This is a genomic window from Ensifer sp. LC11, assembly GCF_001695835.1.
Taxonomy (GTDB): Bacteria; Pseudomonadota; Alphaproteobacteria; order Rhizobiales; family Rhizobiaceae; genus Ensifer.
Window position 1 is genome coordinate 182,418 of the sequence record NZ_MBSO01000045.1, and the last position, 17,865, is coordinate 200,282.

Genomic DNA, 17,865 nt, shown 5'->3' on the forward strand with positions numbered 1-17,865 from the left:
ATGACGGAACACTCAAAACGCGGCTACTTCGGTACACGGCTGCGCAACTACTTCCTGACCGGCCTGATCATCTGCGCACCGGTGGCAATCACCGTTTGGCTCGTGCGCACGTTTATCGATTGGGCCGATGGTTGGGTGAAGCCGTATCTGCCGAATTTCTACAATCCGGACACCTATTCGCCTGTTGCCATTCCCGGATTCGGGTTGCTCATCGCCATTTTCGTGATCACATTCGTTGGCTTCATGACCGCGAACCTCGTCGGTCGGTCGATCGTGAATCTCGCCGAGTCCCTGCTCAACCGCACGCCGCTCGTCCGTACGATCTACAAATCCACGAAGCAGATTTTCCAGACGGTACTGCAGGATCAGTCCTCCTCCTTCAAGAAGGCCGGGCTGATCGAGTATCCGAGCCCGGGCATCTGGTCGCTGGTCTTCATCGCTACGGATGTTAAAGGCGAAATCGCAGCCAAGTTCGACGATCGCGGCATGGACATGGTGGCGGTCTTCCTGCCGCCGACTCCGATACCCACGGCCGGCTTTCTGCTGTTTGTTCCGCGCGACAAGATCATCCCGCTTGAGATGAGCGCGGAAGATGCGGCCAAGCTGCTGATTTCCGGTGGCTTGGTAACGCCGGACTACAAGCCGCTTGCCAATACACCGTTGAAAATCACCCAGCAGAAGACCGCCTGAGGCTTCAGGCGCGGTTCCGGACGGAAAGCCGCGTCACACCTTTCCACGAATTGCGCTAGCCGGCCCGCAGGAAGCGGATCGCCTCGTCGCGCCGGTAAAGGTAGAGCAGGGTCCGGAGCGCTTCCCCGCGCTCCGACGTCAGGTCCGGATCGCGCTCGATCACATAGGCGGCGTCCTTGCGGGCGATTTCCAGGAGATCGCCATGGGCTTCCAGGCTGGCGATGCGGAAACCTGGCGTGCCTGACTGGCGCGTGCCAAGCAGTTCGCCTTCTCCGCGCAGCTTCAGGTCTTCTTCAGCGATCAGAAAGCCGTCTTCGCTGTCGCGCAGGATCGATAGTCGCGCGCGGCCGGTTTCACCGAGCGGCCCTTTGTAGAGCAGGATGCAGGTCGATGCCTCGTCGCCGCGACCGACGCGGCCGCGCAACTGGTGCAACTGCGCAAGCCCGAATCGTTCCGCATGCTCGATCACCATGATCGTTGCGTCGGGTACGTCGACGCCGACTTCCACGACGGTTGTCGCCACGAGCAGGCGGATCTCACCGTTTTTGAAGGCGAGCATGACAGCGTCCTTCTCCGCCCCGTTCATGCGGCCATGCACGAGCCCGACATTGTTGCCGAAGCGCTGGGCGAGGCTTTGAAATCTCTCTTCGGCCGACATGACGTCGACCGCTTCCGATTCTTCGACCAGCGGGCAGATCCAGTAGGCCTTCTTGCCCTCGCGCAATGCGGCATCCAACCGCTCGACAACATCGCCCGCGCGCTCCGTCGGGATCGTCACGGTCTGGATCGGCTTTCGCCCGGCGGGCTTCTCCGTGAGCTTCGAAACGTCCATATCGCCAAACGCCGCAAGTACCAGCGTGCGCGGTATCGGGGTCGCCGTCATGACGAGCATATGGGGTGAGATCCCTTTGGCGGTCAGTCGCAGGCGCTGGTGAACGCCGAATCGATGCTGCTCGTCGACAACCGCGAGCGCCAGCCGGTGATAGTTCACCGTATCCTGGAACAGCGCGTGGGTGCCGACCACGATGCGCGTCTCACCCGAAGCAATCCGCTCGAGGATCGCGTCGCGCTCCCTGCCTTTGGTGCGCCCGGTCAAAACGTCGATCGTGACGCCCGCGGGGGCCGCCATCCTCGCGAGGGTCGCATGGTGTTGCCGTGCAAGAATCTCGGTTGGCGCCATCAGAACCGCCTGACCACCGGATTCAACCGCGGCCAGCATTGCCATCAGCGCAACCATCGTCTTGCCGGAGCCGACGTCACCCTGCAGCAGCCGGAGCATGCGGTCGGTCCCGGCCATGTCCTTCAGGATGTCGGCGATTGCGGTTGACTGGCTGGCAGTCAGCGAGAACGGGAGGGCGCTGATGACCGGCCGGGAGAGCGCGCCAGTCGCGTGCACAGGGGTTCCTGCAACCTTGCGAAGACGCTGACGAACGAGCGCGAGCGACAATTGGCCGGCGAGAAACTCGTCGTAAGCGAGGCGTCGTCGCGCGCGTGCCTGCGGATCGATATCCGTTGCATCGCGCGGCTCGTGCAAGGCATGGAAACTGTCGACGGCGCTTTGGAACCCCTGTTTCTCCAGGAGTGCGTCATCGATCCATTCGGGCAATTCCGGAACGCGGGCAACCGCCGCTTCGATCGACTTGCGCAATGTGCGGGGCGAAAGTCCCGCGGTCAGCCCATAGACCGGCTCGACCAGCGGCAGGTTTTCCGCCTCGCTTGCCCGCACCGCATAGTCCGGATGGACCATCGAAGGCCGGCCGTTGAACCAGTCGACCTTGCCGCTAACGATGACCGTTTCATCCACCGGCAGCGACTTTTCCAGCCAGTTTCCCTTGACGCGGAAATAGGTGAGCACCAGTTCGCCGGTCTCGTCGTGGAGGAAGACGCGATAGGGAAGGTTGGGTTTGCCGCGTGGCGGCGGCTGATGGCGATCGACACGGCCGGTGATGGTGACGATGACGCCTTGCGGTGCATGGGCGATGCCGGGCTGCTGGCGTCGGTCGATCAACGAATGCGGCGCGTGAAACACGAGGTCGACCACACGGCAATCCTCGATCGCCTCGCGACCGAGCAGGCGGGCATAGAGCTCGCCGATCTTCGGACCGATGCCAGGAAGCGTGTCGAGTGGCGAGAAGAGCGGATCAAGCAGGGCGGGGCGCATGGCAATGAAATTGCGATGATAATTCGGGCTTTGGCAAGGCTGACAATCACCTATTCAGCGTTTATAGAGCCCATGGACGACAAACCGTACCTTAGGGCACGCCGCGTTTGAGTGGATTCACCGAAGCCGGTGGCATGCCCGGGTATCAAAGCGCTGGAGCGTTCTTCGCGTGTCTGCTGAGGCTCGCGGCGCTCTATCGAGCGGGCAGGAAGGAATTCCCATGACTGGCATTTCACGCACCAGCGCCGATCTCGATCCGCGTCGACGGCGGATCCTGTTTCGCGCCTGGCATCGCGGCATTCGTGAGATGGATCTGATTCTCGGGCAATTCGCCGAATCCGAGCTTTCGGTGCTTTCCGACGCTGATCTTGACGAACTCGAGACGATCATGCGCGAAGAGGACAACGATCTCGTCAAGTGGATCACCGGCGAACAGCCGGTGCCGGAACGCTATCAGACGCCGATGTTTACGCGCATTGCCGCCTATCGTCCCGATTTCGAGAAGCTCCCCGAAGGGATGAAGTAACCGATGATGCTGGCTGGTCTTGATCCGAAGAAGATTGTCGAAGCACAGCGGGAGATCACGATCGGCCCGGTTCCGTCAGGCGCCGAGGCGTTGGTTCTCGCCGAACTCGCACGCGCCGGCCAGCCGGTTGCCTATATTCTCTCGGACGGACAGCGCATCGCCGACCTGGAGCAGGTTCTAGGCTTCGTGGCGCCGGACATCCCGGTGCTGACCCTGCCGGGGTGGGATTGCCTTCCCTATGACCGCGTTTCGCCCAGCGCCGACACGTCGGCGCGTCGCCTTGCGGCGCTCAGCGCCCTGATCGCACACAAGAAGAAGCCCCACGCCGCGATCGTCTTGGTGACGGTCAACGCGGCTCTTCAGAAGATCTCGCCGCAGGACGTCATCCAGAGCCTGGCGTTTTCCGCCCGGCCCGGCAACCAGGTGCGCATGGACGACATCGCCGCCCGGCTCGAACGTAACGGCTTCGACCGGGTCGCGACGGTGCGCGAAGTCGGAGAATATGCGGTACGCGGTGGCATTCTCGATGTCTTCGTACCCGGCAGCGCCGAACCGCTGCGCCTCGACTTCTTCGGCGATACGCTCGAAACCATCCGTTCCTTCGATCCGGCAAGCCAGCGCACCACCGGGCAGGTTCGTTCGCTCGATCTGAACCCGATGAGCGAGGTATCGTTGACGCCCGAGACGATCAGCCATTTTCGCAAGCAATATCTCTCGCTCTTCGGCGCGACCACCCGCGACGACGCGCTCTATCAGGCTGTGTCGGAGGGCAGGCGCTATGCCGGCATGGAGCACTGGCTGCCGCTCTTTTACGATGGGCTGGAGACGGTCTTTGACTACCTGAATGGTTTCCGTATCGTCACCGATCACCTGGCGCGCGAAGCTGCCACCGAACGGTCGAAGCTGATCCTCGACTACTACGACGCCCGCCTGGCGTCGGCTTCTCCGGGCAAGGCGCAGGCCACCCAGGGTACGCCCTACAAACCCGCACCGCCGGAATTGCTCTACCTGACGTCGCAGGGCTTCAGTGCGGCGCTGACGGCGCGCGACGCAATCCGCCTGTCGCCGTTCAACGAACATGAAGGTGAAGCCCGGCAGGTCATCACGGTCGAGGCGCGCCAGGGCATGCGCTGGGCGAAGTCGGCGGGCGAGGGCGAAGCGGAGAACGACCGCGTCAACGTCTTCGATCAGGCGGTCAAATACATCGCCGAGCGCCGCTCGAAGGGCGCCAAGGTGGTGATATCCGGCTGGAGCGAAGGCTCGCTCGACCGTCTGCTTCAAGTTCTCGCCGAGCACGGTCTCGGCAACATCCGGCCAATCAAGACGCTCGCCGAAGTGAAAGCGCTGAAGCCGGGCGAAGCGGCTGCGACCGTTCTCAGCATCGAGGCCGGATTCGAAACTGGCGATCTCGTGATCATCGGCGAACAGGATATCCTGGGCGACCGCATGGTGCGCCGCTCGAAGCGGCGCAAGCGTGGTGCCGACTTCATCGCCGAGGTCGCTGGTCTCGATGAGGGCAGTTACGTGGTGCATGCCGAGCATGGCATCGGCCGCTTCGTCGGTCTGCGCACCATCGAGGCTGTCGGCGCGCCGCATGATTGCCTCGAGCTCGTCTATGCCGACGATGCCAAGCTGTTCCTGCCGGTCGAAAACATCGAACTTCTGTCGCGCTACGGTACTGAGGGGACGGACGCGATCCTCGACAAGCTTGGCGGCGTTGCCTGGCAGGCGCGCAAGGCCAAGCTCAAGAAGCGGCTACTCGACATGGCGGGCGGACTTATTCGCATCGCCGCCGAGCGGCATACGCGCCATGCGCCGGTTCTCGTCGCGCAGGATGGCGTCTATGACGAATTTGCCGCTCGCTTCCCCTATGACGAGACCGAGGATCAGTTGAGTTCGATCGATGCGGTGCGCGACGATCTCGGCAGCGGCCGTCCGATGGACCGGCTCGTCTGTGGCGACGTCGGCTTCGGCAAGACTGAAGTTGCACTGCGCGCCGCCTACATCGCGGCGATGAACGGCGTGCAGGTCGCGGTGGTCGTGCCGACGACATTGCTCGCACGCCAGCATTTCAAGACCTTCTCCGAACGTTTCCGTGGCTTGCCGATCCGCATCCAGCAGGCGTCACGCCTTGTTGGTTCGAAGGAGCTGGCGCTGACCAAGAAGGAAGTGGCGGATGGCAAGACGGATGTCGTGGTCGGAACGCACGCGCTGCTTGGCACTTCGGTCAACTTCGCCAATCTCGGCCTGCTCATCATTGACGAAGAGCAGCACTTCGGCGTCAAGCACAAGGAGCGGCTGAAGGAGCTGAAGTCCGACGTGCACGTCCTGACCCTGTCGGCGACCCCGATCCCGCGCACGCTGCAGTTGGCGCTGACCGGCGTTCGCGAGCTGTCGCTGATCACCACGCCACCGGTCGATCGCATGGCGGTGCGCACCTTCATTTCGCCCTTCGACGCGCTGGTAATCCGCGAAACGCTGATGCGCGAGCACTATCGTGGCGGCCAGAGCTTCTATGTCTGCCCGCGCCTCAGCGATCTCTCGGAAATCCATGATTTCCTGAAGTCCGATGTTCCGGAACTGAAGGTGGCCGTTGCCCACGGCCAGATGCCGGCAACCGAGCTCGAAGACATCATGAACGCGTTTTACGACGGCCGGTACGACGTGCTGCTGTCGACGACGATCGTCGAGTCCGGCCTCGACGTGCCGACTGCCAACACGCTGATCGTCCATCGCGCCGACATGTTCGGTCTTGCCCAGCTCTACCAGCTTCGCGGTCGGGTCGGCCGTTCGAAGGTGCGGGCCTTCGCGCTGTTCACGCTACCGGTCAACAAGACGCTGACGGGAATGGCCGAACGCCGGCTGAAGGTGCTTCAGTCGCTCGACACGCTGGGCGCGGGCTTCCAGCTCGCCAGCCATGATCTCGACATCCGCGGTGCCGGAAACCTGCTCGGCGAAGAGCAGTCCGGCCACATCAAGGAGGTTGGCTTCGAGCTCTACCAGCAGATGCTCGAAGAGGCGGTCGCTGAACTCAAGGGTGAGGAAGAAATCCACGATACCGGCTGGTCGCCGCAGATTTCGGTCGGAACGCCGGTCATGATCCCCGAAGACTATGTTCCGGATCTGCATCTGCGGCTTGGTCTCTATCGTCGTCTGGGCGAATTGACGGATCTCAAGGAAATCGACGGCTTTGGCGCCGAGATGATCGATCGCTTCGGTCCGCTGCCGATCGAGGTGCAGCACCTTTTGAAGATCGTCTACATCAAGTCGCTCTGCCGCACGGCGAATGTCGAGAAGCTCGACGCCGGACCGAAGGGTGTGGTCGTCCAGTTCCGCAACAAGGAGTTCCCGAACCCCGCCGCACTCGTTGGCTACATCGCCAAGCAGGGAACGCTTGCGAAGATCCGGCCGGACCACAGCGTCTTCCTCCAGCGGGAGCTGGCGACACCGGAAAAGCGGCTTTCAGGGGCTGCAATGGTCATGACGCAGCTGGCAGGGTTGGCGAAGTAAGTCTGTCGCGCTGCCGCATGACACGGCAGCGCCAGCTGGCCGCCCCGCTCAGTTCGGCTTGCCGCTCGCCTTCATCTGAGCGATTTCGCGCAGCGCATTGGTCAGCACTTCGACCGATTGTGCGCCCATCACGGCGTATTGTCCTTCGATGATGAAGCAGGGTACGCCGGTCACACCCATCTCACGGGCCATGTCGACCTCTTCCTTGACCGCATCCTTGTCGGCATCGGACGAGAGCAATGCTGCGATCACAGGGCGATCAAGCCCCGCGGCCTCGGCGATATCCAATAGCACGGCATGATCGCCGACATTGCGGCCCTCTTCGAAATTCGCCTTGAACAGGCGGTCGACAACGGCCGATTGCACATCTGCGCCATCGGTTGCCGCCCAGCGGACGAGCCGATGCGCGTCGAGCGTGTTCGGGCTGATCTTAACCGCATCGAAGTCGAAGGCGATGCCGTCTGCGCTTCCGAGTTCGCGCAACATTTCATGCGCCCGGTCGACAGCCGCCTGGCCGCCGATCTTTGCCGCCAGATGCTGTTTGTGGTCGACGCCTTCAGGTGGAAGGTCGGGGTTGAGCTGATAGGGGCGCCATTGCACCGAGACGTGGATATCCGGCACACCGGCAATCGCCTGATCGAGCCTTGCCTTGCCGAGATAGCACCAGGGGCAGACGACGTCCGAGACGATATCGATACTGACGGTTTGCATGGTGCGATTGCCTTTCCTTGTTTGGTATAGCGGCGAGATAAGCCGGTTTGACCCGGCTTTCAATGCGTTACCAAAAGGGAACCGACCCTTTATTGCGCGTTCTGGTCCCACCAGGTCGGAAGCTGGTAGCCGTAGAGCGGCATGACGTCAGGGCGGCCGATATGCTTGCGTCGGGCCAGCCACTGAGCGTCAAGGTGATAGAGCGGCACCAGATAGGAATTGTTGACGAGCAGCCGGTCATGCGCGCGCACGGCGGCGGTAAAGTCCTCGGCTGTGCGCGCCTGCAGGATGTTGTTGATCATCCGATCGACGTCCTTGTCGGCAACGCCGGCGAAATTGTCGCTGCCCTGCCGGTCCCGCGATTGTGAGGACCAGCGTCCGGCCTGCTCGATGCCGGGCGAAAGCGTTGACGGGAAGGATTTGATGATCACGTCATAGTCGAAGGACTGGCTGCGCTGCTGATATTGCGAATCGTCAACGGTACGCACAGAGACCTGAATGCCGAGAGGCGTGAGAAAACGCTGATAGGCGAGTGCGATTTTTTCCTGGCCGGCGTTCTGGCTCATGATCTCGAAGGCAAGCGGCTTGCCTTGAGGGTCGATCATCTTGCCGTCCTTGATCTGGTAGCCGGCCTCGCGCATCAGCGAGACCGCAACGCGCAGCACGTTGCGATCGCGTCCCGACGCGTCGGTCACGGGCAACCGGTAGGTGCCGTCAAGGATCGCTGGATTGATCCTGTCGCGCGCATCGCCGATGAGTCCGAGTTCGCGGTCGTCGGCCGGTGCACCAAGGAAGCTCAATGTCGAATTCTGCCAGTAGCTCTGGGTGCGCGTATAGGCACTGTCGAACAGGTTCTTGTTCACCCATTCGAAATCGAACACCAGCGCGAGACCCTGCCGCAGCTTGAGATTGTTGAACATCGGCTTGCGGGTGTTGAAGACGATGCCGAGCATGCCCGACGGTGTCTTCGGCGTGAAGGTCTCCTTGACAACGTCACCGGAGCGGACTGCTGGGAAGTCGTAGCCGCGCGCCCATTTGGTCGCGCTGCCCTCCGGATAGATGTCGATCTCGCCCTTCTTGAAAGCTTCGAAAAGTGAATTCTCTTGGAGAAAATACTCGACGGAAATTTCGTCGTAGTTGTCCTGGCCGACCTTCGAGGGCAGGTCCTTTGCCCAGTAGTCGGGATTCCTCTTGTAGATGATGCGCTCGCCTGGTTTCACTTCGGCGACGCGGTAGGGACCGGAGCCGAGCGGCGGCTTCAGGCTTGTCTGGTCGAAAGTGGCAACGTCGATGGCGTGTTTCGGCAAGATTGGTGAGAGCCCGAGCAACAGCGGGAGTTCGCGGTCGGCTTCCTCGGTGAAGGTAAAGCGTACGCTCAGGTCGCCAACCTTCTCCATCTTCGCCACTTTCGCCAGGCGGTTGGCGAAGGGGACGCGGCCTTTGTCACGCAGAAGTTCAAATGTGAAAATGATGTCGTCGGCCGTGACCGGTTGCCCATCGGCCCAGCGCGCCTTGGCGTTGAGGTTGAATTGAATGAACGTCCGATCGTCATCCCATTCGACTGTTTCGGCGAGCAGGCCGTACATGGTGAAGGCTTCATCGCGCGACCGCTGCATCAGCGATTCGTAGACGAGGTTGCCGTATTCCGGATCCCACATGCCGCGCGCGGTCGTGCGCATGCTCTTCAGGATAAAGGGATTGAGGCTGTCGAAGGTGCCGACGACGCCGTAGGAGATCTTCCCGCCCTTCTTCACGTTCGGATTGACGTAGGGAAAATTCTTGAAATCGGCCGGCAGCGCAGGCTCGCCGTGCATGGCAATGGCATGCACCGGAGCGGCTGCCGCACCATTGCCGAATGAAGTGACGGTCAGCAGCAGCGCCAGACCGGAAAGAATTGCACGCAAGGTTACCTCCCGTGAGGGCGTCAACAGGTCGATTCCCTTAACGTTACCAACGGTGGTCGATGAATCCAACCGATGGAACGCCCAAAAACCGGCGGGTGGAAAGTCAAAAAATGACATGAAACACTGGATAATCGGTGCAAGCCAATGTAACAGGTGTTTCCGGAAACGGGGTCATGCATTTGCCTTATTTGGCCAACAGGACAACGGCGGCTGACGATACTCACCTGCGGAACGAACTGTTCCGTTACCGGATTTCAGGAGACGGAATCACAATGATCTTCAAGTCGAATATTACTCGCTCAGGAATGGCGGCGCTGGCGCTCTCGGTAGCTGCTGCGGGCGTACCGGGCGTTGCCTCCGCTCAGCAGGCTGGCGGCAAGCCGCCGCAGGGCTGGTTCAAGGTTTGCACCAAGCAGGAAGACAACGACGTCTGCATCGTGCAGAACCTCTTGACCGCCAACAACGGCCAGCTCGTGACCGCCGTCGGCCTCATCACCGTGCAGGGCAAGGTCAACCGCAAGATCATGCAGGTTTCCGTACCGTCCGCACGCCTGATCCCGACCGGTGTTCAGATGCAGATTGACGGCGGCAAGCCGGTGAAGCTCGACTACGCGATCTGCATGCCCGACAAGTGCGTCGCCGAAGCGCCGCTCTCCGACCAGCTGATCGCCAGCCTGAAGAAGGGCAATGAAGTGGTCTTCACGTCGGTCAACTTCCAGCGCGCGCCGAACCCGATCAAGATGGCCCTGACCGGCTTCACCGGCGTGTTCGACGGCGAGCCGATCGAGCAGTCGCAGCTGGAAGAGCGTCAGCGTCTGCTGCAGGAAGAAATGCAGAAGAAGGCAGAGGACGCCCGCAAGAAGCTTGAGGAAGCCCAGAAGGCTGCCAAGCAGAACTAAGCGATCCTTCGCGAGTTAAAAAGAAACGCCCGGACCTCGCGTCCGGGCGTTTTCCATTTCCGGGGTGATCATTTCATTCATTGAAACGGTGAAATGGTTGGGCAGAAGGCCGTTTCACACGTCTCCTGGAATAGCGCCTAGTGACGGAACGTCGTCGTCTTGGGCTTGTAGTGACCGATACCATCCTTGTCGAACAGGGCATCGACTTGAGCGTGGCGCATCGGCCGGTCGCTGTCGTCGAATTCCAGATTCTGCTCAGACACGTAGGCGACATACTCGCTGTCGTCGTTCTCGGCGAACAGGTGATAGAAGGGTTGATCCTTGCTCGGACGAATCTCCTGCGGAATGGCGTTCCACCACTCCTCGGTGTTGGCGTATTCCGGGTCGACGTCGAAAATGACGCCGCGGAACGGGAAAATCCGATGGCGAACCACCTGTCCGATCTCGAATTTGGCGTTTCTCTGCTTCATGACGCAACACATCCTTTCAGGAGATTATCTGGGTTGGCGTACCCAAAACATCAATAGGGAACTCCCTTCCGCCCTCCGTTGATCAATCGTATTCGCCCGCCCTCTCTGGACGCGTAAAAGTTGCTGACAACATAATATCACACAATTGCTCAAACCACGCCGTGGCGCCAAGGCGCCGGGTTCAGACATCGTGTCCGTTGGCTTGTTTCAAAGAAAAAGCCGGCGGGCCCGAATAGTGAGCCGCCGGCTTTTCGTGACGGTGCCGGACCGAGGGCAACATCATTGCCGCCGGTCCGTACGGTCTTAGACCGAGTAGTACATATCGTACTCGACCGGATGCGGCGTCATTTCGAAACGCATGACTTCCTGCATCTTCAGTTCGATGAAGGAATCGATCTGGTCGTCGTCGAACACGCCGCCTGCGGTCAGGTACTTGCGGTCCTTGTCGAGGCTCTCGAGGGCCTCGCGCAGCGAGCCGCAAACCGTCGGGATCTTCTTGAGTTCCTTCGGCGGCAGGTCATAGAGGTCCTTGTCCATGGCCTTGCCCGGGTGCAGCTTGTTCTTGATGCCGTCGAGGCCGGCCATCAGCATCGCGGCGAAGGCGAGGTAGGGGTTGGCGGTCGGATCCGGGAAGCGGACTTCGACGCGCTTGGCCTTCGGGTTGGTGCCGAACGGAATGCGGCAGGATGCCGAACGGTTGCGAGCGGAGTAGGCGAGCAGAACCGGTGCTTCGTAGCCCGGGACGAGACGCTTGTAGGAGTTCGTCGACGGGTTGGTGAAGGCGTTCAGCGACTTGGCATGCTTGATGATGCCGCCGATGAAATAGAGGCAGCTTTCCGACAGGCCGGCATATTCGTCGCCGGCGAAGGTCGGCTTGCCGTCCTTCCAGATCGACAGGTGCACGTGCATGCCCGAGCCGTTGTCGCCGAAGATCGGCTTCGGCATGAAGGTTGCCGTTTTGCCATAGGCATTGGCGACCTGGTGTACGACGTACTTGTAGATCTGCATCTTGTCGGCGTTGCGCACCAAAGCGTCGAACTTGACGCCGAGCTCGTGCTGGGCAGCAGCCACTTCGTGGTGATGCTTTTCGACCGTCACGCCCATTTCGGCGAGAACGGTCAGCATTTCCGAGCGCATGTCCTGGCAGCTGTCGATCGGCGGAACCGGGAAGTAGCCGCCCTTGACGCGCGGACGGTGGCCAAGGTTGCCGGTCTCATAGTCGGTGTCGTCGTTCGACGGCAGTTCCGAGGAGTCGAGCTTGAAGCCGGTGTTGTACGGATCGGCCTTGTACTTGACGTCGTCGAAGACGAAGAATTCGGCTTCCGGGCCAACGAAGACGGTGTCGCCGATGCCGGAGGCCTTGAGATAGGCTTCCGCCTTCTTGGCCGTGCCGCGCGGGTCGCGGTTGTAGGATTCGCCCGAAACCGGGTCGAGAATGTCGCAGATGATGACCATCGTCGACTGCGCGAAGAACGGGTCCATGTGCGCCGTTTCCGGATCGGGCATCAGCACCATGTCGGACTCGTTGATGGCCTTCCAGCCGCCGATCGAGGAGCCGTCGAACATGACGCCGTCGGCGAACATGTCTTCGTCGACGCAGACCACATCCATCGTTACGTGCTGCAGCTTGCCCTTGGGATCGGTAAAGCGCAGGTCGACGAACTTGACGTCGTTGTCCTTGATTTGCTTCAGAATATCGCTTGCAGTCGTCATTTGCCGTTATTCCCTGTGTGAGATGACGAGGTTTGAAAAAAACCGGGCCGGACGGCCCGTGATATCAGATGGCGTCGAGGCCGGTTTCGCCCGTGCGAATTCGGATGACTTCTTCCACATTGGAAACGAAAATCTTTCCGTCACCAATGCGGCCGGTTTGTGCGGCATTGCGGATCGCCTCGATGACGGCCTCCGCGTTTTCGTCCGCCAGCACGACTTCGACCTTAACCTTCGGCAGGAAGTCCACCACGTATTCGGCGCCGCGATACAGTTCCGTGTGACCCTTCTGCCGCCCGAAGCCCTTGGCTTCAGTGACGGTGATGCCCTGCAGGCCGACTTCCTGAAGGGCTTCCTTCACTTCGTCGAGCTTGAAGGGCTTAATGATCGCTTCGATCTTTTTCATGAGAAAATGTCTCTCCGCTTCTCCCTTTAAAGCAGGATCATGCCCGCTCGCCCTGAATATGCACGTTGCATGCCAGTTTTTCTGCGAAAATCTGTCAAAACGACAAAAAATCTGCTGTCGCCGCGCCGATTGCGGGATTTCCATGCCCTTGGCGGGGCGCGATCTGCCTATTTTTTATGATTTTCGATTGAAAGATGTCCGGTTCTAGTCGTGGTTCCGCATCGTTTCTGCCGAGAAGCACGTTATTTGAGCACTAAATATGTGCAGATGCTTATTTTAAGGGCAAATCCGATATGATGGCCGAGGTCTTGCTTCACGCCGTCGGGCATGGATAAGTCTGTGCATGCGCTCCGAACTTCAGCACCTTTTGATCACGCCGTCGGAGATGACGGCAATTGATCGGGCGGCCGCCCAATCCGGCATCGATGGCTTCATGCTGATGCGCAACGCCGGGCTGGCGGTGACCGCGGCGGCGCTGCGACATTTCCCGGGTGCCCACCGTTTTGTCGTTCTCTGCGGCCCCGGCAACAATGGCGGCGACGGTTACCTTGCGGCCCGCGGTCTCTCGGAAAGTGGGGCGGATGTCACGGTTTTTGCGCTCGGCGACCCCGGGGCCCTTCAAGGCGACGCCGCACGGGCGCGCTCAGAATGGGATGGACCGGTGGCGCCGCTCACCGCATTCGGGCCGCAGGCCGGCGATGTCGTTGTCGATGCGCTCTTCGGGGCGGGACTGTCGCGCGATCTGACGGACGACGTCGTCCACCTGATCGAGCGGGTCAATGCCAGCGGGGTTCCGGTCCTCGCCATCGATCTGCCGAGCGGCATCGACGGCCGGACGGGCCAGATCCGCGGTGCCGCCTTTTTCGCCCGCCATACCGTGACGTTCATGACGCCGAAACCCGGCCATTGGCTTTTGCCCGGGCGGTCCCTCTGCGGCACTCTCGAGGTGTTCGATATCGGCATTCCGTCGCGCATCGTGCGCGCAGGCGCAGGTTCGTTGCGCCTCAACACGCCTGCCGTCTGGGCGGGCTGGAGCGGTGACCTGGCAGCATCGACGCACAAGTTCAAGCGCGGTCATCTCGTCGTCTTCTCCGGCGACCGGCAGGCAACGGGCGCCGCGCGCCTCTCGGCGGCGGCGGGTCTTGCGGCCGGCGCTGGTCTTGTCACCGTTGCCACGGGGAAGGCAGCGCTTGGCATCAATGCGTCTCAATTGACCGCAGTGATGGTGAAGGAAGTCGACGGCAAGCGGGATCTGACGAAATGGTTGCGGGACCACCGCCTGGGCAGCTTCGTCCTTGGACCCGGCTTCGGCGTCGGCAAGAAGGCGAGGGACTTTGCGCTTGCAGTGTGCGATCGCGCCCTGGTTCTCGACGCTGATGGCATCACCTCGTTCCAGGCGAACCCGGACGAACTCTTCGCGGCACTGGCCTGTCGCGGCGGCCAAACAGTGCTGACGCCGCATGAAGGCGAGTTCGTCCGCCTCTTTCCTGAGATCGCCGGCGATCAGGCCCTTTCCAAGATCGAAAAGGCGCAGCAGGCCGCACAGTTGAGCCATGCCGTGATCGTCTACAAGGGGGCAGATACCGTTGTCGCGGCGCCGGACGGGCGGGCGGTAGTCAATGGCAATGCGCCTCCGTGGCTGGCGACGGCCGGATCCGGCGATGTGCTTGCCGGCATCACTGGCGCACATCTGGCTCAGGGGATGCCCGCCTTTGAGGCTGCGGCCGCTGCTGTCTGGCGGCACGGCGCAGCCGGCAACAACGCGGGGCCGGGGCTGACCGCCGAGACGCTGATCCGCGTCATTCCGCCGCTCGCTTGACCCCTGCCGCAAAGGTCAAGCGATCGCCTCGCGATGAGGCGATCGCTTGAGATGTCTTTGTTTGATTGTCGGCCCGTTAGCCGCGCGTGCCCTTGGCGATCGGCTCCTGATAGGTGAAGCCCAAGTCCCAGGGGAAATAGATCCAGGTGTCCTGGCTCACTTCGGTCACGAAGGTGTCGACCAGCGGCCGGCCCTTGGGCTTGGCATAGACGGCAGCGAAATGCGCCTTCGGCAGCATGGCGCGCACTTCTGCAGCGGTCTTGCCCGTATCGGTCAGGTCGTCGACGATCAGAACGCCTTCGCCGCCGTCCTTGGCGATTTCAGGCGCAATGCCCTTCAGCACCTTCATCTGCCCTTGCGTATCATAGTCATGATAGGAGGCGACGCAGACGGTCTCAATCATCCGGATATTGAGTTCGCGGGAGATGATGGCGGCCGGAACAAGGCCACCGCGCGTGATGCAGACCATGGCGCGCCATTCCTGGCCGTTGTCGGCGAGCCGCCACGCAAGCGCACGGGCATCACGGTGGAACTGGTCCCAGGAAACGGGAAAGGCTTTATCGGGCAGCGACATGGGGTGGGCTCCGGCTTGTCTGAACGAGGTAAAGGCGAAGCGTCCGGCAGATCGGGCAGGCGGGAACGCGTCATCCTGATTAGCCGACATGCAATAACGGCATTGACGGCCAGAGTGCAAGGGCTTCGCGTCTATCCCTTTGCCCGCGCGTCGGCAATTGCCTGGATCATCGCCTGAACGTCGGCTTCCGCTGCGGCCAGCGCTTCCGGCTCACGTGCACGCACGACGATATCGGTCGAGAAATGCTTGCCGTCGAACTTGGGGTAGGAACCGATGCTCGTTTCCGGATGGTTCTTCTGGACCTCCGTCAACGGGGTGCCGATGTCGCCCTCGCCGAAAGGCGAGCGCACGGTCCGGGACAGGAGCGGAGAGCCGACTTGAAGGCCGGGCAGCAGCGCGTCGAGCATCGCCTGGAACACCTGCGGAACGCCAGCCATGACATGAACGTTGCCAATGGCGAAGCCCGGCGCCGTCGAGACGGGGTTGGGAATGTGGCGTGCTCCCAGCGGCATGCGGGCCATGCGTTTGCGCGCATCGGTGAACTCCATGCCGCGGCGCTCGTACATGGCGCCGAGCAGGGCCATCGCCTCCGGCTCATGGATGCATTCGACCCCGAAGGCACGTGACACGGCGTCGGCGGTGATGTCGTCGTGCGTCGGGCCGATGCCGCCCGAGGTGAACACATAGTCGTAACGGCTGCGTACGGCATTGATGGCCTCGACGATTGCAGCCTCGTCATCGGCAACGATCCGGACTTCCTTAAGGTCGATGCCGACCATGGTCATCATGTCGGCGAGGTGGCCGATGTTCTTGTCTTTGGTCCGGCCCGACAGAAGTTCGTCGCCGATGGCGACCATGGCGGCAGTGACGACTTTTGTGCTGCTCATCGGCTATTCCTATTATGTGAGCGAAACGTTTAACAGTGATCGATTATTGTTCGAGTAATAAGAACGGTCTGTTTCCCCGATGGCTCCTGGCAGCCGGACGCATTTTGATAAATCTTCCGCGCAGCAGTGATCAAGTGGGATCGCTTGAATCCAAAGGAGCAATTTATGGCCAAGGTTCTAGTTCTCTACTATTCGGCATATGGACACGTCGAAACGATGGCCTACGCCGTGGCTGAAGGCGCAAAGTCGGCCGGAGCGGACGTTGATGTGAAGCGCGTTCCGGAACTGGTGCCGGACGAGATCGCCAAGGCCTCTTACTTCAAGCTGGACCAGGCGGCGCCGATCGCCAACGTCGAAGAGCTTGCGCAATACGACGCCATCATCTTTGGCGCGGGCACGCGCTATGGCACCGTCGCCTCGCAGATGCGCAACTTCATTGATCAGACCGGCGGTCTCTGGGCCAAGGGCAAGCTCGTCGGCAAGGTCGGCTCGGTCTTCACGTCCTCTGCGACCCAGCATGGCGGCCAGGAATCGACGATCCTCGGCTTCATCCCGACGCTCATGCACCACGGCATGGTCGTCGTTGGCCTTCCCTACGCCTTCCAGGGGCAGATGGGCGTCGACGAGATCAAGGGTGGTTCGCCCTACGGCGCTTCGACGATCACCGGCGGCGATGGTTCGCGCCAGCCTTCCGAAGTCGAACTCGAAGCGGCACGCTTCCAGGGCGCGCACGTCGCCAAGATCGCTGCGAAGCTCGCAGGCTGATCAACGGAAGCAAGTCGAATCATGCGTTTGGGCGGTTCCGCAAGGGGCCGCCTTTTTGCATTGAGGTTAGCCTTTCCGGGTGATTCGCAAATGTGGCTATCCGTACCACACCTGTGGTAATATCCGCCGCGTTCGGCATGAGCATGCCATTGACGAGGAGGAAAATCAGGGCCGTGCGGCAACGGCCCGCCGAGGACAGTAACGTCTTCGGGCTATCGGGAGAGAAGCATGGCGCGGATTACTTACACCATCGTTCCTCATGACGGAGGCTGGGCCTACAAGGCCGCCGACGCTTATTCGGAACCCTTTCCCAGCCGCGACATGGCGGTTGCCGCCGCCAAGGCGGTCGCCGCCGAGCAACAGGTCGGTGGCGATGACGAAGACATTAGCTTTCAGGACGAAGAGGGCCACTGGCACTTCGAACACACAGATGGCGGCGACCGGCCGGAGGCGACCGTCGAAGACGGTTGAATGGCCTTAGACCACCGGCTCAATCCGGACACGAGAACGCCCATGCGTTCATCTGAACGCACCAAGGACGCTCTTCTTCAACAGCAGTGCGTGCACACCATCACTCCACGGAGGGTTTTCGATGCACTACAGCGTTCAGATCTTCACCTGGACCCCGCGGCAGGGTGTCCACCAGGTCGGATCGGCAATCGAGGTGGACGCCCCCAATTCGAAGGCGGCAGCGGTCTCGCTTCTCGGCCTCAGGCTGGAAGACCAGGGATGCGCAACGAAACTCGCCGTCCGGGTATGGCACGACGATGCCTACCGGGCCGAATGCGATTGCTACTACTATAACAACTGAGGGTCGCCTCTCACCGAGGTAA

General features: G+C 61.3%; 16 protein-coding genes. 8 read left to right on the forward strand and 8 right to left on the reverse strand.

Annotated elements, in window-relative coordinates; translation table 11 throughout:
* The gene (locus BBX50_RS24865) at positions 1–690 is read left to right on the forward strand and encodes a DUF502 domain-containing protein (protein WP_065777963.1); all 690 of its coding nucleotides are present in this window, start codon (positions 1–3) and stop codon (positions 688–690) included.
* A 55-nt stretch (positions 691–745) separates the two neighbouring features.
* On the opposite strand, the gene recG is transcribed toward BBX50_RS24865, so the two are convergent.
* Positions 746–2,851 carry an ATP-dependent DNA helicase RecG gene (gene recG / locus BBX50_RS24870; protein WP_065777964.1) on the reverse strand — a complete coding sequence of 702 codons (2,106 nt, stop codon included), beginning with the start codon at positions 2,849–2,851 and terminating at the stop codon, positions 746–748.
* Between the two features lie 220 nt (positions 2,852–3,071).
* Here recG and BBX50_RS24875 point away from each other — a divergent pair, with 220 nt between their 5' ends.
* Both BBX50_RS24875 and mfd read left to right on the forward strand, forming a co-directional pair.
* Positions 3,072–3,377: a succinate dehydrogenase assembly factor 2 gene (locus BBX50_RS24875; protein ID WP_065777965.1), complete on the forward strand. Its 306-nt coding sequence runs from the start codon at positions 3,072–3,074 to the stop codon at positions 3,375–3,377.
* A gap of 6 nt (positions 3,378–3,383) precedes the next feature.
* The gene (mfd, locus tag BBX50_RS24880; RefSeq protein WP_065778031.1) at positions 3,384–6,887 is read left to right on the forward strand and encodes a transcription-repair coupling factor; all 3,504 of its coding nucleotides are present in this window, start codon (positions 3,384–3,386) and stop codon (positions 6,885–6,887) included.
* A gap of 48 nt (positions 6,888–6,935) precedes the next feature.
* Here mfd and BBX50_RS24885 read toward each other — a convergent pair whose 3' ends face one another.
* Both BBX50_RS24885 and BBX50_RS24890 read right to left on the reverse strand, forming a co-directional pair.
* The gene (locus BBX50_RS24885; protein WP_065777966.1) at positions 6,936–7,598 is read right to left on the reverse strand and encodes a DsbA family oxidoreductase; all 663 of its coding nucleotides are present in this window, start codon (positions 7,596–7,598) and stop codon (positions 6,936–6,938) included.
* An 89-nt stretch (positions 7,599–7,687) separates the two neighbouring features.
* The gene (locus BBX50_RS24890; protein ID WP_139108434.1) at positions 7,688–9,502 is read right to left on the reverse strand and encodes an extracellular solute-binding protein; all 1,815 of its coding nucleotides are present in this window, start codon (positions 9,500–9,502) and stop codon (positions 7,688–7,690) included.
* Between the two features lie 272 nt (positions 9,503–9,774).
* Between BBX50_RS24890 and BBX50_RS24895 the strand changes: the two genes are divergently transcribed.
* A complete protein-coding gene (locus tag BBX50_RS24895) occupies positions 9,775–10,401 on the forward strand; it encodes an invasion associated locus B family protein (protein WP_065777967.1) in 627 nt (208 codons plus the stop codon).
* 137 nt (positions 10,402–10,538) lie between these two features.
* Here the strand turns inward: BBX50_RS24895 and hspQ are convergent, their stop codons facing one another.
* The 3 genes from hspQ to BBX50_RS24910 form a co-directional block, all read right to left on the reverse strand.
* A complete protein-coding gene (gene hspQ / locus BBX50_RS24900) occupies positions 10,539–10,871 on the reverse strand; it encodes a heat shock protein HspQ (protein WP_065777968.1) in 333 nt (110 codons plus the stop codon).
* 303 nt (positions 10,872–11,174) lie between these two features.
* On the reverse strand, positions 11,175–12,584 hold the full coding sequence (gene glnA, locus BBX50_RS24905; RefSeq protein ID WP_065777969.1) for a type I glutamate--ammonia ligase: 1,410 nt from the start codon (positions 12,582–12,584) through the stop codon (positions 11,175–11,177).
* Between the two features lie 64 nt (positions 12,585–12,648).
* Positions 12,649–12,987 carry a P-II family nitrogen regulator gene (locus BBX50_RS24910; protein ID WP_003528058.1) on the reverse strand — a complete coding sequence of 113 codons (339 nt, stop codon included), beginning with the start codon at positions 12,985–12,987 and terminating at the stop codon, positions 12,649–12,651.
* 343 nt (positions 12,988–13,330) lie between these two features.
* Here BBX50_RS24910 and BBX50_RS24915 point away from each other — a divergent pair, with 343 nt between their 5' ends.
* Positions 13,331–14,806 (forward strand): bifunctional ADP-dependent NAD(P)H-hydrate dehydratase/NAD(P)H-hydrate epimerase, encoded by a 1,476-nt coding sequence (locus tag BBX50_RS24915; protein ID WP_065777970.1) that lies wholly within the window; start codon positions 13,331–13,333, stop codon positions 14,804–14,806.
* 76 nt (positions 14,807–14,882) lie between these two features.
* Here BBX50_RS24915 and gpt read toward each other — a convergent pair whose 3' ends face one another.
* Together gpt and BBX50_RS24925 are read right to left on the reverse strand one after the other, a co-directional pair.
* Complete coding sequence (gene gpt / locus BBX50_RS24920; RefSeq protein ID WP_065777971.1) at positions 14,883–15,380, reverse strand: xanthine phosphoribosyltransferase; 498 nt, start codon at positions 15,378–15,380, stop codon at positions 14,883–14,885.
* A gap of 131 nt (positions 15,381–15,511) precedes the next feature.
* Positions 15,512–16,267, reverse strand: a complete 756-nt coding sequence (locus BBX50_RS24925) for a competence/damage-inducible protein A (protein ID WP_065777972.1) — start codon at positions 16,265–16,267, stop codon at positions 15,512–15,514.
* Positions 16,268–16,432: 165 nt separating this feature from the next.
* Between BBX50_RS24925 and wrbA the strand changes: the two genes are divergently transcribed.
* The 3 genes from wrbA to BBX50_RS24940 all read left to right on the forward strand — a co-directional run bounded on the left by wrbA (position 16,433) and on the right by BBX50_RS24940 (position 17,843).
* Entirely contained in the window at positions 16,433–17,032 is a 600-nt protein-coding gene (gene wrbA, locus BBX50_RS24930) for an NAD(P)H:quinone oxidoreductase type IV (RefSeq protein WP_065777973.1), read from the forward strand.
* Between the two features lie 228 nt (positions 17,033–17,260).
* Positions 17,261–17,503, forward strand: coding sequence for a DUF2188 domain-containing protein (locus tag BBX50_RS24935; RefSeq protein ID WP_065777974.1), 243 nt, complete (start codon positions 17,261–17,263; stop codon positions 17,501–17,503).
* A 121-nt stretch (positions 17,504–17,624) separates the two neighbouring features.
* Entirely contained in the window at positions 17,625–17,843 is a 219-nt protein-coding gene (locus BBX50_RS24940) for a hypothetical protein (protein ID WP_065777975.1), read from the forward strand.
* The last annotated feature ends 22 nt before the right edge of the window (positions 17,844–17,865 follow it).